This is a genomic window from uncultured Vibrio sp., from assembly GCF_947488985.1.
In the GTDB taxonomy this organism is placed as follows: Bacteria; Pseudomonadota; Gammaproteobacteria; order Enterobacterales; family Vibrionaceae; genus Vibrio.
In genome coordinates, this window is record NZ_CANLBV010000001.1 from 90,756 (window position 1) to 104,331 (window position 13,576).

At 45.2% G+C, this 13,576-nt stretch carries 11 protein-coding genes; 4 read left to right on the forward strand and 7 right to left on the reverse strand.

Annotated elements, in window-relative coordinates; translation table 11 throughout:
* Nucleotides 1-107: 107 nt before the first annotated feature.
* Nucleotides 108-1,211, reverse strand: coding sequence for a cell division protein ZapE (zapE, locus tag Q1A70_RS00375; RefSeq protein ID WP_299685306.1), 1,104 nt, complete (start codon nt 1,209-1,211; stop codon nt 108-110).
* 219 nt (nt 1,212-1,430) lie between these two features.
* Here zapE and zapG point away from each other — a divergent pair, with 219 nt between their 5' ends.
* The 3 genes from zapG (at nt 1,431) to degS (ending at nt 4,859) form a co-directional block, all read left to right on the forward strand.
* Entirely contained in the window at nt 1,431-1,886 is a 456-nt protein-coding gene (gene zapG / locus Q1A70_RS00380) for a Z-ring associated protein ZapG (RefSeq protein ID WP_299685303.1), read from the forward strand.
* A 124-nt stretch (nt 1,887-2,010) separates the two neighbouring features.
* The gene (locus tag Q1A70_RS00385; protein ID WP_299685502.1) at nt 2,011-3,366 is read left to right on the forward strand and encodes a DegQ family serine endoprotease; all 1,356 of its coding nucleotides are present in this window, start codon (nt 2,011-2,013) and stop codon (nt 3,364-3,366) included.
* A gap of 428 nt (nt 3,367-3,794) precedes the next feature.
* Entirely contained in the window at nt 3,795-4,859 is a 1,065-nt protein-coding gene (gene degS, locus Q1A70_RS00390; RefSeq protein WP_299685300.1) for an outer membrane-stress sensor serine endopeptidase DegS, read from the forward strand.
* A 108-nt stretch (nt 4,860-4,967) separates the two neighbouring features.
* On the opposite strand, the gene parC is transcribed toward degS, so the two are convergent.
* From parC to nudF, 6 genes are all read right to left on the reverse strand, one after another.
* Entirely contained in the window at nt 4,968-7,223 is a 2,256-nt protein-coding gene (gene parC, locus Q1A70_RS00395; RefSeq protein WP_299685297.1) for a DNA topoisomerase IV subunit A, read from the reverse strand.
* A 3-nt stretch (nt 7,224-7,226) separates the two neighbouring features.
* On the reverse strand, nt 7,227-9,107 hold the full coding sequence (gene parE, locus Q1A70_RS00400; protein WP_299685295.1) for a DNA topoisomerase IV subunit B: 1,881 nt from the start codon (nt 9,105-9,107) through the stop codon (nt 7,227-7,229).
* A 240-nt stretch (nt 9,108-9,347) separates the two neighbouring features.
* Complete coding sequence (gene yqiA, locus Q1A70_RS00405) at nt 9,348-9,953, reverse strand: esterase YqiA (protein WP_299685293.1); 606 nt, start codon at nt 9,951-9,953, stop codon at nt 9,348-9,350.
* Nucleotides 9,954-9,968: 15 nt separating this feature from the next.
* A complete protein-coding gene (cpdA, locus tag Q1A70_RS00410; protein ID WP_299685291.1) occupies nt 9,969-10,793 on the reverse strand; it encodes a 3',5'-cyclic-AMP phosphodiesterase in 825 nt (274 codons plus the stop codon).
* A 60-nt stretch (nt 10,794-10,853) separates the two neighbouring features.
* Complete coding sequence (locus tag Q1A70_RS00415; RefSeq protein ID WP_299685289.1) at nt 10,854-11,294, reverse strand: DUF1249 family protein; 441 nt, start codon at nt 11,292-11,294, stop codon at nt 10,854-10,856.
* Between the two features lie 4 nt (nt 11,295-11,298).
* Nucleotides 11,299-11,928, reverse strand: coding sequence for an ADP-ribose diphosphatase (gene nudF / locus Q1A70_RS00420; RefSeq protein WP_299685287.1), 630 nt, complete (start codon nt 11,926-11,928; stop codon nt 11,299-11,301).
* 227 nt (nt 11,929-12,155) lie between these two features.
* Here nudF and tolC point away from each other — a divergent pair, with 227 nt between their 5' ends.
* The gene (gene tolC, locus Q1A70_RS00425) at nt 12,156-13,475 is read left to right on the forward strand and encodes an outer membrane channel protein TolC (RefSeq protein ID WP_299685285.1); all 1,320 of its coding nucleotides are present in this window, start codon (nt 12,156-12,158) and stop codon (nt 13,473-13,475) included.
* Nucleotides 13,476-13,576: the final 101 nt, after the last annotated feature.

Consider the following 13,576-nt stretch of genomic DNA (forward strand, 5'->3'; position numbering starts at 1 on the left):
AGTAACGGTAGGTCGCAGGATTATAGAGAAGAGCGAAGAAAAAATCACCTCTTTTTGAATAAAATCACGATTTTTTTAATTCTGCTTCTGAATCGAGATAATCCAGACTAACTTAAGTGCTCTTTTGCTAAATATTCATGGCTCTGCATTTCAATTAAGCGTGACTGACAGCGCTTGAATTCAAACTCCAGTTGGCCCTGGGTGTATAAACTTTCTAGCTCAACTTCTGCCGATATAATCAATTTCACATTACGCTCATAGAACTCATCAACTAAGGCAATAAAGCGTCTTGCTGCGTCATCTGAGGTCGCGTCCATTTGCAGAACATCGGCTAAAAGCACAGTGTGATAAAGCCGAGATAGCTCAATGTAATCATTTTGACTACGAGCCGACTGACAAAGTTGAGCGAAAGTGCCATGCAATACTCCATCGCTCGCTTCTATAACCTCTAATTGGCGGTGATTAACCTCAATCTGCTTGAGTTTCTCTTTATCTTCCCCCACCAACTGCGTGTAATACTTCTCAAGGTTGACATTGGCTTGGCTATCTAACGGATAGTGATAGATCTCAGCCTGCTCTAAAGTACGTAAGCGATAATCCACACCACTATCGACATTCAGGATATGGCAATTGTCTTGAATAAGCTGAATCGCCGGTAGGAAACGCGCACGTTGCAAGCCATTGCGATACAGATCTGCTGGCGGAATATTAGAAGTCGCCACTAAGATAACGTTTCGGGCGAACAGCTCTTGAAACAAGGTACCCAAGATCATCGCATCGGTGATGTCTGAAACAAAGAATTCATCAAAGCAGATAATATCCGCTTCTTGCTGCAACTTGTCTGCGACTAAAGGAAGCGGATCGCTAACATGACCTAATGCCTTCAACTCATCATGAACTCGATACATAAAGCGGTGAAAGTGGACGCGCATTTTTTGGGTGGTAGGCAAGGCATCATAAAATGTATCCATAAGGTACGTTTTACCACGCCCAACGCCTCCCCAAAAATAGAGTCCTTTGGGAGGCTCTGGTATCTCTGGCTTTTTGCCGAGTAATTTCTGGAAGCGAGTCAGTTGAGGAACCGGAGTATTCATATAATCTTGGAACTGATAAAAGAGTTCATCTAAAGATTTAACGGCTTGCTCTTGTGCGGGATCTCTTTGAAATCCATGTTCTTTTATATCTTGTTCGTATTTTTTGACGGGGTTCATGACGACAGTTCCACAATGAAAGCGATATCAGGCAGCGAAGAAAAATAAGCCCTAACAGCACAACAAATAACGTCAACTGGCGAATAAAGCAGCACCAAAATGCTAATTAGCGCACACGCATTTCTCTTTATACTGCGGCTCTCTCATAGTACCATGGAGCGGTATTATCTGTAACTAAGCAGTAACAAACATGTTAAAAAACAATAATAAGGAGCTGTTATGCCTTGGATGTATGCCGTTGGTGGTTTACTAGTTGGAGTTATTTTAGGGGTCGCTATTTCTCGTCTCATGACACCTGAGTACAAAAAACAAAAGAACGTACAGAAAGAGTTAGAGAGCGCGAAATATGCTCTCGAGCAGCAGCGACAAGAGCTCGCTGATCACTTTGCAAAATCAGCAGAAATGTTGGATACCTTAGGTAAGGACTACACAAAGCTGTATCAACATATGGAAAAAACAAGCTCAGAGCTGATTCCTAATCTGCCAGAGCAAGACAATCCATTTGTTAAAACAGCCGCTGCCCACTCAGATAAACCACAAGACAAACCTTCAGCTAAAGAGGAAACGCTTGATGAGCAACCTAAAGACTACGCTAATGGGGCAACCGGTTTATTTACAGAGCATAAGAAAGAAATCATCGATGCACCTGATGTTGTGACCGCAAAAGCATCATAACATTTAACATTTCTGTGAACTTTGCAAAGGTTTTTGAGTCATAACTATCACTCAGGTCACTTGAAAACTCTCATTTTCATACCAAATTTGAGAGAGTAATACCTTAACTAGAGAGGAGTTTATGATGAAAAAACCTTTGCTTGCTTTATCGGTACTGACCTTAAGCTTAAGTTCAATCATCACCCCCATTCAAGCAACAGCGGCACTGCCAGTCAGTGTTGGTAATGAACCGCTACCCAGCCTCGCCCCTATGCTTGAGCAAGTCACCCCGGCCGTGGTGAGTATCGCTGTCAAAGGTAAACAGGTACAACGTCAGCAAATCCCGGAACAATTCCAATTCTTTTTCGGACCAGAGCAAACGCGAGAACGTCCATTTAGAGGGCTTGGCTCTGGTGTGATCATTGATGCTCAAAAAGGACATATTGTCACCAATTACCATGTCATTGATGGTGCCGACGATATCAAAGTGAAACTGCATGATGGTCGAGAGTACGACGCTGAGTTGATTGGCGGCGATCAAATGTCAGACATTGCGCTGCTCAAGCTAGAAGAAGCCAAGAAGCTCACCCAAATTAAGTTCGCGGACTCAGACAAATTAAGAGTCGGCGATTTTAGCGTTGCAATAGGCAACCCATTTGGCCTTGGACAAACCGTGACTTCCGGTATCGTTTCAGCATTAGGTCGTAGCGGCCTCAACCTAGAAAACTTCGAAAACTTCATTCAAACCGATGCTGCCATTAACAGTGGTAACTCCGGCGGTGCGTTAGTGAACCTAAACGGCGAGCTGATTGGTATCAATACCGCGATTCTTGGTCCTAACGGAGGCAATGTTGGTATCGGCTTTGCCATCCCATCCAATATGATGAAAAATCTCACAGAGCAGATCCTCGATTTCGGTGAAGTAAAACGTGGCATGCTTGGTGTTCAAGGCGGAGAAATCACCTCAGAGTTAGCCGAAGCTCTCGGCTATGAATCCAGTAAAGGCGCTTTTGTTAGTCAAATTGTCCCCGACAGTGCAGCAGATAAAGCAGGCTTACAAGCCGGTGATATCATTGTCTCTATCAATGGTAAGCGAATTGATACCTTCAGTGAGCTAAGGGCGAAAGTCGCAACCCTTGGGGCAGGAAAGCAAATAGAGCTCGGCGTAGTGCGTGATGGAAAGAGCAAAACCTTTGATGTAACCCTTGGCGAATCAATAAACAATAAGACACAAGCTGAAAAGCTCCATGAAGGGCTGACCGGTGCAGAGCTGACCAACACCAATGAAAGCGATGCGGTGACCGGGGTGAAGGTATTAAGTGTGGCTCAAGGATCTCCCGCAGAAGCCTATCAACTTCTCAAAGATGACATCATCATCGGGGTAAACCGCCAGCCGATTAAGAACATTGCACAGTTTAGAGAAATTCTTGAAAAGCAACCTGGTGTATTAGCATTGAATATCCAACGAGGTGACAGAACGATCTATCTTGTGATCCGATAGTTATTCCCCCATGTACCCATAGGGAGGCTGAGTAAGTTTGCTGTAAACTTATTCACCCTCCCTTTTCTTTAGATGAATCAAAATGCTATGCTTCACTAGGGCGTGTTGATCTTTCGAGCTGATTTTTGCAGCGAGTTGCTGGGTATTTTTACAAGGCAGAGGTGTCTATGTGTAGCTAGCCTACATGAGAAGCCGATAACGTAGTAGAAATGACCAGCAAACGCTGCTCTAAGGGGTCGGCTAAAAGCTTTTTACTCTTTGTTGAGGGAGATTTGCTTAGAGTGACTAGGCTACTTCACCCTCGCCGCGATTAAAACGCTTTTATCTCGAACGAAATTTAACCACAAAAGACCAACACGCCCTAGTAATCAAGTCAATCGGTCATCCATTGATGGATAATTCATACCTTATATGTTGAAGAGGGAAACATGCTGTCCTTTCTATTTCGTTCTATTTCCCTTGGACTCATTTCAGCAGCGCTAATCTTGCTCGCCTTTCCGAGCTTAAGGCCAGCGATTGTCTCAAGCGCCAGCAATCCTAAGGTCGATAATATTGGCTCTCTTCAGATCTCATTTAATCAAGCCGTACGCCGCGCTGCGCCAGCGGTAGTCAATATTTATAGCCGTAAATATGCAGAAAACGATCGCAATAAGCTTCTGACCCAAGGTTTGGGTTCAGGGGTCATTGTCAGCGAAAAAGGTTATATCATTACCAATTTCCACGTAGTGGCTCAGGCCGATCAAATTGTCGTGGCACTTCAAGATGGACGAGTCGCCGCCGCGCAACTTGTCGGCTCAGACCAGCGCACTGATATCGCGGTACTCAGAGTCAGTGGTGACAATCTGCCAGTGATCCCGCTCAATCCGAGCTACAAAGCAAATGTCGGCGATGTGGTACTGGCTATCGGTAACCCGTACAACCTAGGTCAAACCACAACCTTAGGTATTATCTCAGCAACGGGACGATCTTCGATCAGTGCCGATGGACATCAAGCCTTTATCCAAACCGATGCGGCAATCAATGAAGGTAATTCAGGTGGCGCATTGGTGAATTCCCAAGGTGAACTGGTCGGTATCAATACCGCTTCTTTCCAGCAAGCAACGGATATGGAAACCTACGGAATTTCATTTGCCATTCCGTATCCACTTGCCAATAAAATCATGGAGAAGATCATCGCCGATGGCCGCGTGATTCGTGGTTATATCGGTATTGATGGGCAAGATATTAATTCGGTGACATCACGCTTGCTTGGCAATAAGAACATCGGTGGCATTGTGGTATTAGGCATCGACCCGAATGGCCCAGCCGCTGATGCAGGATTTGAAGTACAAGACATCATTATCAGCATCAATGATACTCAGATAAATGGTCGTCAAAGCGTGATGGACATCGTTACCGACTTACGACCGGGTACTGTCATTGATGTCGGCATCTTGCGCCAAGGTAAAAACGAAACCCTCAAGGTCAGCATTGCCGAAGATACTCGCTTGTAGAGCCGATATTTAAACGACCAAAGCACGCATACAACAGAACACAGATACAAAAAACCCAGCATTCAAGCTGGGTTTTCTTTTATCTAATCACAAGAACAGACATCTTTATCATTCATTTGGGTCTTCGATATCGATGCGAGTCACTCGTTGTAATCCTCTCGGCAGTAAACCACCACGACGACCACGTTCACCACGGAAGTTTTCAAGGTCTGCCGGTTTCAAACCCAGTTTACGCTTACCAGCATAGATAGTCAGCGTTGCATTCTCTGGGATCGCCATCAGATGTGATACAAACTCTTCACGCTCTTTGGCCTTGGCAGAAGGAATGTTGATGATCTTGTTCCCCTTACCTTTACTCAGCTGAGGTAAATCTTTAATTGGGAACAACAGCATACGACCTTGGTTAGTAATCGCCAGGATCTGGTTGCTCTCTAAGTCCGCGATCGGACTTGGCATCATCACTTCAGAAGCTTGTGGCAAGTTAACCAGCGCTTTACCACTCTTATTCTTCGACAACAGATCGCTGCCCTTACAAACAAAGCCATAGCCAGCATCAGAACCAACCAACCATAGCTGCTCATCTTCCCCCATCACTACTTGGCGAATTGAGCTACCAGCACTAATGTTCAAACGACCGGTAATCGGCTCACCTTGGCTTCTCGCTGACGGTAGTGAGTGTGATTCAAGAGAGTAACTTCGACCATCACTGCCGAGGAACACCGCTTGTTGGTTGCTTTTACCCTTAGTGCTCGCTAAAAACTTATCACCCGATTTGTAGTTCAAGCCCTCAGCATCCACTTCATGCCCTTTGGCATGACGAATCCAACCTTTCTCAGACAGCACCACCGTGATTGGTTCACTAGGCACTAAATCACGCTCTGTCAGCGCTTTTGCTTCAGCACGTACCACAAGTGGAGATCGGCGATCATCACCGTATTTCTCAGCATCAGCTTGGATTTCTTTTTTGATTAACGTATTTAAACGACGCTCTGAACCTAGCAATTTTTCAAGCTTGTCGCGCTCTGCTTCAAGCTCTTCTTGCTCTGCACGAATCTTAAACTCTTCTAACTTCGCTAAATTACGAAGTTTAATATCTAAGATGGCGTTGGCTTGTGTTTCGCTAATATTGAATCGGCTCATCAGCACAGGAGAAGGCTCATCTTCTGTACGAATGATCTCAATCACTTCATCAATATTAAGATAAGCCACCAGCAAGCCTTCTAAGATGTGCAGGCGAGCCAACACTTTATCTAGACGGTATTGCAGACGACGGCGAACCGTTGTACGGCGGAATTCAATCCACTCTTTAAGGATTTGAACCAGACCTTTAACTTGAGGACGATTGTCTAAGCCAATCATGTTCAAGTTAACACGGAAGTTCTTCTCTAGATCCGTCGAAGCAAATAGGTGACTCATCAGCTGATCACAATCGATACGATTCGAACGAGGAACCACTACGATACGCGTTGGGTTCTCGTGATCCGACTCGTCACGCAGATCGTCAACCATTGGTAGCTTCTTAGCTCGCATCTGGTTAGCAATTTGCTCAAGCAACTTAGCGCCTGACACTTGGTGAGGCAGAGCTGTGATAACAATATCAGAGCCTTCTTTATGCCAAACCGCGCGCATCTTGATGCTGCCACGACCTGTTTTGTAGATCTTTTCGATATCCGATTTAGGAGAGATGATCTCAGCTTCTGTTGGATAGTCAGGACCTTGTACACTTTCCATTATGTCCGATAGCTCAGATTTAGGGCTATCGATCAACTTAATAGTTGCGTCCGCAATCTCACGCACGTTGTGTGGTGGAATGTCGGTTGCCATACCTACCGCGATACCCGTGATACCGTTCAGTAGGATATGAGGCAGACGTGCTGGCAGCATTTGTGGCTCTTTCATGGTGCCATCAAAGTTTGGTTGCCATTCAACCGTGCCTTGGCCTAATTCACCCAGCAGAACTTCAGCAAACTTAGACAGTTTCGCTTCGGTATAACGCATTGCAGCAAATGATTTCGGATCATCTGGCGCACCCCAGTTGCCCTGACCATCGACCAGTGGGTAGCGGTAAGAGAACGGCTGGGCCATCAGTACCATCGCTTCGTAACAAGCAGAGTCACCGTGTGGGTGATACTTACCAAGAACGTCACCCACGGTACGGGCTGATTTTTTGTATTTCGATGATGCCGATAATCCAAGCTCAGACATCGCATAAATAATACGACGTTGTACTGGCTTCAAGCCATCACCGATATACGGCAATGCACGATCCATGATCACGTACATTGAATAGTTTAAGTAGGCATCTTCGGTGAACTTGCGCATCGGCAACTGTTCAACGCCATCAAATGTAATTTCGTTAGACATTCATTATACCTCGGCCATATCACCGTTAGTCTGTAGCCATGCACGGCGATCATCTGCACGTTTCTTACCGAGCAACATGTCCATCATCTCGATTGTCGCTTCATTGTCGTCAATCGTTAACTGAACAAGGCGACGCGTGTTTGGATCCATGGTGGTTTCACGCAACTGAAGCGGGTTCATTTCACCCAGACCTTTGAATCGTTGCACGTTGATCTTAGCTTTCTTCTTAGACAAACGCTCGAGCACACCATCTTTTTCATCGTCATCCAAGGCGTAGAACACCTCTTTACCACAGTCGATACGATACAGTGGGGGCATGGCAACATAGATATGGCCAGCTTCAACCAGTGCGCTGAAGTGGCGGGTAAACAGGGCACACAATAGTGTTGCGATGTGCAGTCCATCCGAGTCCGCATCGGCAAGGATACAGATTTTACCGTAACGCAGGCCTGATAAATCGTCGTTGTCTGGATCAATCCCTAAAGCCACCGAAATGTCGTGCACTTCTTGCGACGCCAATACTTGGTCTGCTGACACTTCCCATGTATTTAGGATCTTACCGCGCAGTGGCATCACCGCTTGGAACTCACGATCGCGCGCTTGTTTGGCAGAGCCGCCCGCCGAGTCCCCTTCCACGAAGAAGATTTCGGTACGGTTTAAATCTTGTACTGAACAGTCGGTTAACTTACCCGGTAGCGCCGGACCCGAAGCGACTTTCTTACGCACAACCTTCTTGCTTGCACGCATACGACGATGAGCATTGGCAATACAAGCTTCTGCTAGTTGCTCTGCCAACTGTGGCTTTTCATTCAACCACAAGCTAAAGGCATCTTTAACTACACCTGAAACAAATGCTGCCGTTTGGCGAGAAGAGAGACGCTCTTTTGTTTGACCTGCAAACTGCGGATCTTGCATCTTCACTGATAATACGTATGAACAGCGGTCGAAGATATCATCACCCGTTAGCTTAACGCCACGGGGAAGAAGATTACGGAATTCACAGAACTCACGCATGGCATCCAACAGACCTTGGCGAAGCCCGTTTACGTGGGTACCACCTTGCTTGGTCGGTACTAAGTTCACGTAACTCTCGGTGATCATATCGCCGCCTTCTGGCTGCCAGATGATCGCCCAGTTCGCCATTTCCGTTTCAGCAACGAATTCACCAACATAAGGCTCTTCAGGCAACAGGGTGTAACCTTTTACGCCTTCAGCAAGGTAATCTTTTAGACCATCTTCATAGAACCATTTGTGTTCTTCATTGTTTACTTTGTCGCTGAAGGTTATTTCTAATCCCGGGCAAAGTACCGCTTTTGCGCGTAGATTGTTGATCAAGCGAAGCGTTGAAAACTTAGAGCTATCGAAGTATTTAGGATCAGGCCAGAAGTGTACTGATGTACCACTGTTACGATGACCACAAGTGCCAGTAACCGTCAGTTCAGTGACCGCTTTACCATTTTCTAGTGCGATCTCGTGAACTTGACCTTCACGGCGAACGGTTACTTCAACGCGTTTTGACAGCGCATTGACCACCGAGATACCGACACCGTGCAAACCACCAGAGAACTTATAGTTGTTGTTTGAGAATTTACCGCCTGAGTGGAGCTTAGTTAAAATAAGCTCAACACCTGAGATCCCTTTTTCAGGGTGGATATCGACAGGCATACCACGGCCGTCATCGGTAACTTCTAGCGATTGGTCTGCGTGAAGTATCACTTTGATCTTTTTAGCGTGTCCCGCTAGTGCTTCATCGACCGAGTTATCAATGACTTCTTGGGCAAGGTGGTTAGGTCTTTCTGTCTCGGTATACATTCCCGGACGATGTCGTACGGGATCGAGACCTTCAAGCACCTCAAGGTCTTTTGCATTATATTGTTCAGTCATAATACGGAGTTTACTCAAAAAGTTTGCGTCTATTCGCTGGCCTTAGTTTCACTAAAGCAGCATCGTTACTATGAACCGTCATAGTAGAGCGAACGGACGAAGTATTGGGGAATATAGTCTGGAAGCTGGGTAATGATGTCAAGCGAGTTCAAAAACTAAGACATCAAACTATGATATTTCACCATTGATAGATGAAATATCAGGCAAACAAGAGAAGATTAATCAGTATCGTGAAACAGATTAAAGGTTCAGAAAGGCGATGATTTGTTGTGGGTAGCGTTCAAAATCAACAAAACTATGATCTCCGCCCTCTTCAACTGTTTGCGTTGCCCCTTGGTATTTATCTACCGCTTGTCGGTAATCCAGAACTTCATCTTCTGTTTGCTGAAGTAACCAGAAGTCACTTGGTTTAGCGATAATCGGAACCTCTAATGCCTTCAGCTCATCGATATGTTTTGCTTCCAATACATAGCGCTCATTGGTGTAAGGATTAACTTGCTCACCTAAATAATCAGCCAGTAACTCATAAGGCTTGACCGCAGGGTTGACGACAACAGCCTTAAAACCATAGTGACTATTCAGCCATGTTGAAAGATAGCCACCCAGCGAGCTACCGACCAACGCTATTTGATATTGCCCTTTGTATTGCTCCACCAGCTTCTGCAAATGAAGTGCCGCTTGCTGAGGGAAACTCGGCAGTTGAGGAGTTACAACTTTAATATCAGCGCGATGCTCCGCACAGTAATCTGCCATCACATTCGCTTTATGAGAACGTGATGAGCTGTTAAATCCGTGAATATAGAGAAGCAGCGGTGGCTTAGTCGCTTGCTGATTAGAGCCTGGCATCAATAACCACCTTCATTAGTAACCAGCAGCCTTAAAATCAGGCAGGAACTGACCATGAGGCAAACGGCGAACTTGGGTGCTTAGCGTACCATCTTGATGCAATTCAATTTCTCTCCACCCCGGAGACAAGGTATCAACCGCAAAATCATCCGAGTTAGGTTTAAACTGCACACAAGTCGACGGGGTTGCCATCACTTGGACACCATGATGCTCTCGATTCATGTCTTGATGAACATGCCCACACAGTATCGCTTTAACATTGTCATGTTGCTGAACCACATCCCAAAATTGCTCAGCGTCTTTCAAGTTATGCTGATCCAGCCACGCACTGCCAACCAATAACGGATGGTGATGCAGCAGCACTAAGGTATTTCGCTGTGGGAATTCAGTCAGTTTTTGATCTAACAAATCAAGCTGCTGATCGCTTAACCGCCCGTGAGGTACACCAACCACCTGTGAATCCAACATGATCATCTGCCAGTTATCGCCTAACAGCACATGATCGACACATTGAATTTGTGGCGATGGTAAAACACTACCCATATTGGGTTTGAAATCATGATTTCCAGGCAGCCAATAGCATGGCCTTTCCAAAGGAAGGAGCCCTGATTCAAATTTTTGGTACGACTCAGCACTGTGATCTTGCGAGATATCGCCAGTCGCTAAAATTGCTTGGTACTCAAAGCCTTGACTAACAATACCATCGACTACAGCACGAAAGCTATCTTGGGTGTTAATGCTTAATAAGCAGCCATCACTCGGGGCAAATAAATGCGTATCCGTTAGCTGTACAAGCTTGATACTGCTCTCATCAAATTTTGAAGTGTGTGATAATTCCAAAATAACAAATCCAGATACGTTACTGTTTAGACTTTAAACGTGTTCTTAAAATAGCTTCAATTAAAAAGTCATTGGTGTTCGGCTGATACCCGTTTTCAAACAAAACGTTAACCATTCTCCAAGAAATTTATTCAACTGAAATTTCTCATCCTTTTGCAGCAGTTTGCTGTTGGGGTAGTCATACTTCGCTTTGACTCGTGAAAAGTCCCCACTCCCGCATACTTCTGCAACTCTAGCATCGTGATACAGCCTGACAGACATTTTTGGCAAAGGGAATACTGGCATCTCATCACTCTGACATATATCTAATAATGTGGTGTATTTTGTGACCTCATTCACTGTCAGCTGATACACCATATTAACGGCTTGGTAACAACGAACGTCACCAACCTGATGCCCAACCGGTAACAAAGCATTCAGCTTGGCATAATTCGTCTCATAAACTCGCATCAATTCAGCAAGATCAACATGATACGGTTTTTTGACCGCGATATTTGGCATAACCTTAATCTATCCACTCTGACTGTAATTCTTGGTAGTTTAATTGTAGCCACTGCAGTGCAATGATCGTGGCGCCATTTTCAAACGCACCCTCTTTGACTCGCTGATAAGCCTTTTCACGGCTCATCACATGCACGCGAATATCTTCCCCTTCGTAATCTAAACCATGTACACCTTGTGCGGTACTTGCATCAACACAGCCAACAAAAACATCGAGCCTTTCAGAGCAACCGCCAGATGAAGGATAATACGAAGTAATAGGCAACACAGAGCCGACTTCAACTCCGGCTTCTTCCATCGCCTCACGACGAGCGACCTCCTCCGATGATTGATCGGTATCGATAATCCCAGCCACAATTTCATATTGCCATGGATTGTCATGCTCTAGGGCACCAACACGGATCTGCTCGACGATCACGACTTCGTCACGAACAGGATCATAAGGCAACAGAGCAGCAGCATGACCACGCTCAAACATCTCACGCTCTATCGGTTGGCTCCAGCCGCCCTCAAAGAGTCTATGTTTAAATGTGTATTTCACCATTTTGAAAAAGCCATGGAACAGCGTCTCTTTGGAGACGATTTCCAGATCTTGCTGAGTAAACTCATGGCGTTGATTTTCATACTGTTGCATTAGGCACCTCACTGAGTGATTTCTATAGTTTACTCATTGTCCGAGTTAACTACCAAGCATAAGATTCAACTTTTTATACAAAACTTACAATTAAAGTTAAGTTTCAACAAAAAAATATTGCCCACATGGACAGTTAAATGTAAAAAAGTGCAAATTTTCGAGTAAATTACCATCAAATTGAGTTAAACTCTTGTAAGAAAAATTCCATCAAAGGCAGGAATAGGAAAATGAAAAAACTGCTTCCACTATTTATCAGTGCAGCAATTGGTAGCCTGAGCACATCAGCGTTCGCTGATACGCTAGCTGAAATTTACGACCAAGCAAAACAGAACGATCCGCAACTGCTTCGTTCTGCAGCACAGCGCGATGCCGCTTTTGAAGCAGTGACGTCAAGCCGTAGCTCTTTGTTACCGCAAATCAATTTGACAGCAAGCTACGACATCAACCGTGGTGACCGTTCCGATGATAGATTTAACAGTAACGTTTGGGGAGCGGCTCTTGGATTTACGCAAGAACTTTATCAACGTTCTTCTTGGATTACGTTAGATACGGCAGAGAAAACAGCCCGTCAATCAGATTCCGCTTACGCAGCCCAGCAACAAGCTCTGATTCTTCGTGTTGCGAGCGCTTACTTTGAAGTACTTCGAGCTCAAGACAACCTAGAGTTTGTTCGTGCCGAAAAAGCCGCAGTTGCTCGTCAACTAGAACAAACGAAACAGCGCTTTGAAGTTGGTCTTTCAGCGATTACTGACGTGCATGATGCACAAGCTCAGTATGATGCCGTACTAGCAGACGAAGTTTTAGCAGAGAACACACTGACCAATAACTACGAAGGTCTACGTGAGATCACAGGTCAAGAACACTCTAACCTAAGCATCCTAGACACTGATCGTTTCTCAGCAAGCGAATCTTCAGAATCAGCCGCAGCACTGGTTGAGCAAGCAGAGCAAAAGAACCTAAGCCTGTTAGCATCACGCATCTCTCAAGACATTGCGAAAGACAACATCTCGCTCGCTCATTCTGGTCACCTACCAAGCCTAACACTTGATGGTAGCTATGCTCTTGCGGAACAATCAAATAGCTCTAACAGCATAAATGATTACGACTCTGACAACCTGAACCTAGGTTTAAACTTAGTGGTGCCTCTATACACGGGTGGTAACACCACTTCTTTGACTAAGCAGGCTGAATACAACTATGTTGCAGCAAGTGAAGACCTAGAAGCGACTTACCGTAGCGTGGTAAAAGACGTACGTGCATTCAACAACAACATCAGCGCTTCGATTGGTGCTCTACGCGCTTACGAGCAATCGGTGATATCAGCTCAATCTGCACTAGAAGCAACAGAAGCAGGTTTTGATGTAGGTACTCGTACTATCGTTGACGTACTTGATTCAACACGTCGTCTATACGATGCCAACAAAAACCTGTCTGACGCTCGCTACGATTACATCCTAAGTGTACTTCAGCTTCGTCAAGCGGTTGGTACTCTTAGCGAACAAGACATTGTTGACGTAAACGCTGGTTTAAAGTCAGCAAACAACTGATATCAAGTAATCAAGTAAGGTTATAAGGTTACCGTTACAAAAATGCCGCTCATTGAGCGGCATTTTTATTGTCTATCTAAACGAAATCAGACACTAAGGCT

Excerpts from the sequence above, each read along its gene's own strand:
- zapE (WP_299685306.1), bottom strand. The coding sequence starts at position 1,211 with ATGAACCCCGTCAAAAAATACGAACAAGATATAAAAGAACATGGATTT.
- zapG (WP_299685303.1), top strand. The coding sequence starts at position 1,431 with ATGCCTTGGATGTATGCCGTTGGTGGTTTACTAGTTGGAGTTATTTTA.
- Q1A70_RS00385 (WP_299685502.1), top strand. The coding sequence starts at position 2,011 with ATGAAAAAACCTTTGCTTGCTTTATCGGTACTGACCTTAAGCTTAAGT.
- degS (WP_299685300.1), top strand. The coding sequence starts at position 3,795 with ATGCTGTCCTTTCTATTTCGTTCTATTTCCCTTGGACTCATTTCAGCA.
- parC (WP_299685297.1), bottom strand. The coding sequence starts at position 7,223 with ATGTCTAACGAAATTACATTTGATGGCGTTGAACAGTTGCCGATGCGC.
- parE (WP_299685295.1), bottom strand. The coding sequence starts at position 9,107 with ATGACTGAACAATATAATGCAAAAGACCTTGAGGTGCTTGAAGGTCTC.
- yqiA (WP_299685293.1), bottom strand. The coding sequence starts at position 9,953 with ATGCCAGGCTCTAATCAGCAAGCGACTAAGCCACCGCTGCTTCTCTAT.
- Q1A70_RS00415 (WP_299685289.1), bottom strand. The coding sequence starts at position 11,294 with ATGCCAAATATCGCGGTCAAAAAACCGTATCATGTTGATCTTGCTGAA.
- nudF (WP_299685287.1), bottom strand. The coding sequence starts at position 11,928 with ATGCAACAGTATGAAAATCAACGCCATGAGTTTACTCAGCAAGATCTG.
- tolC (WP_299685285.1), top strand. The coding sequence starts at position 12,156 with ATGAAAAAACTGCTTCCACTATTTATCAGTGCAGCAATTGGTAGCCTG.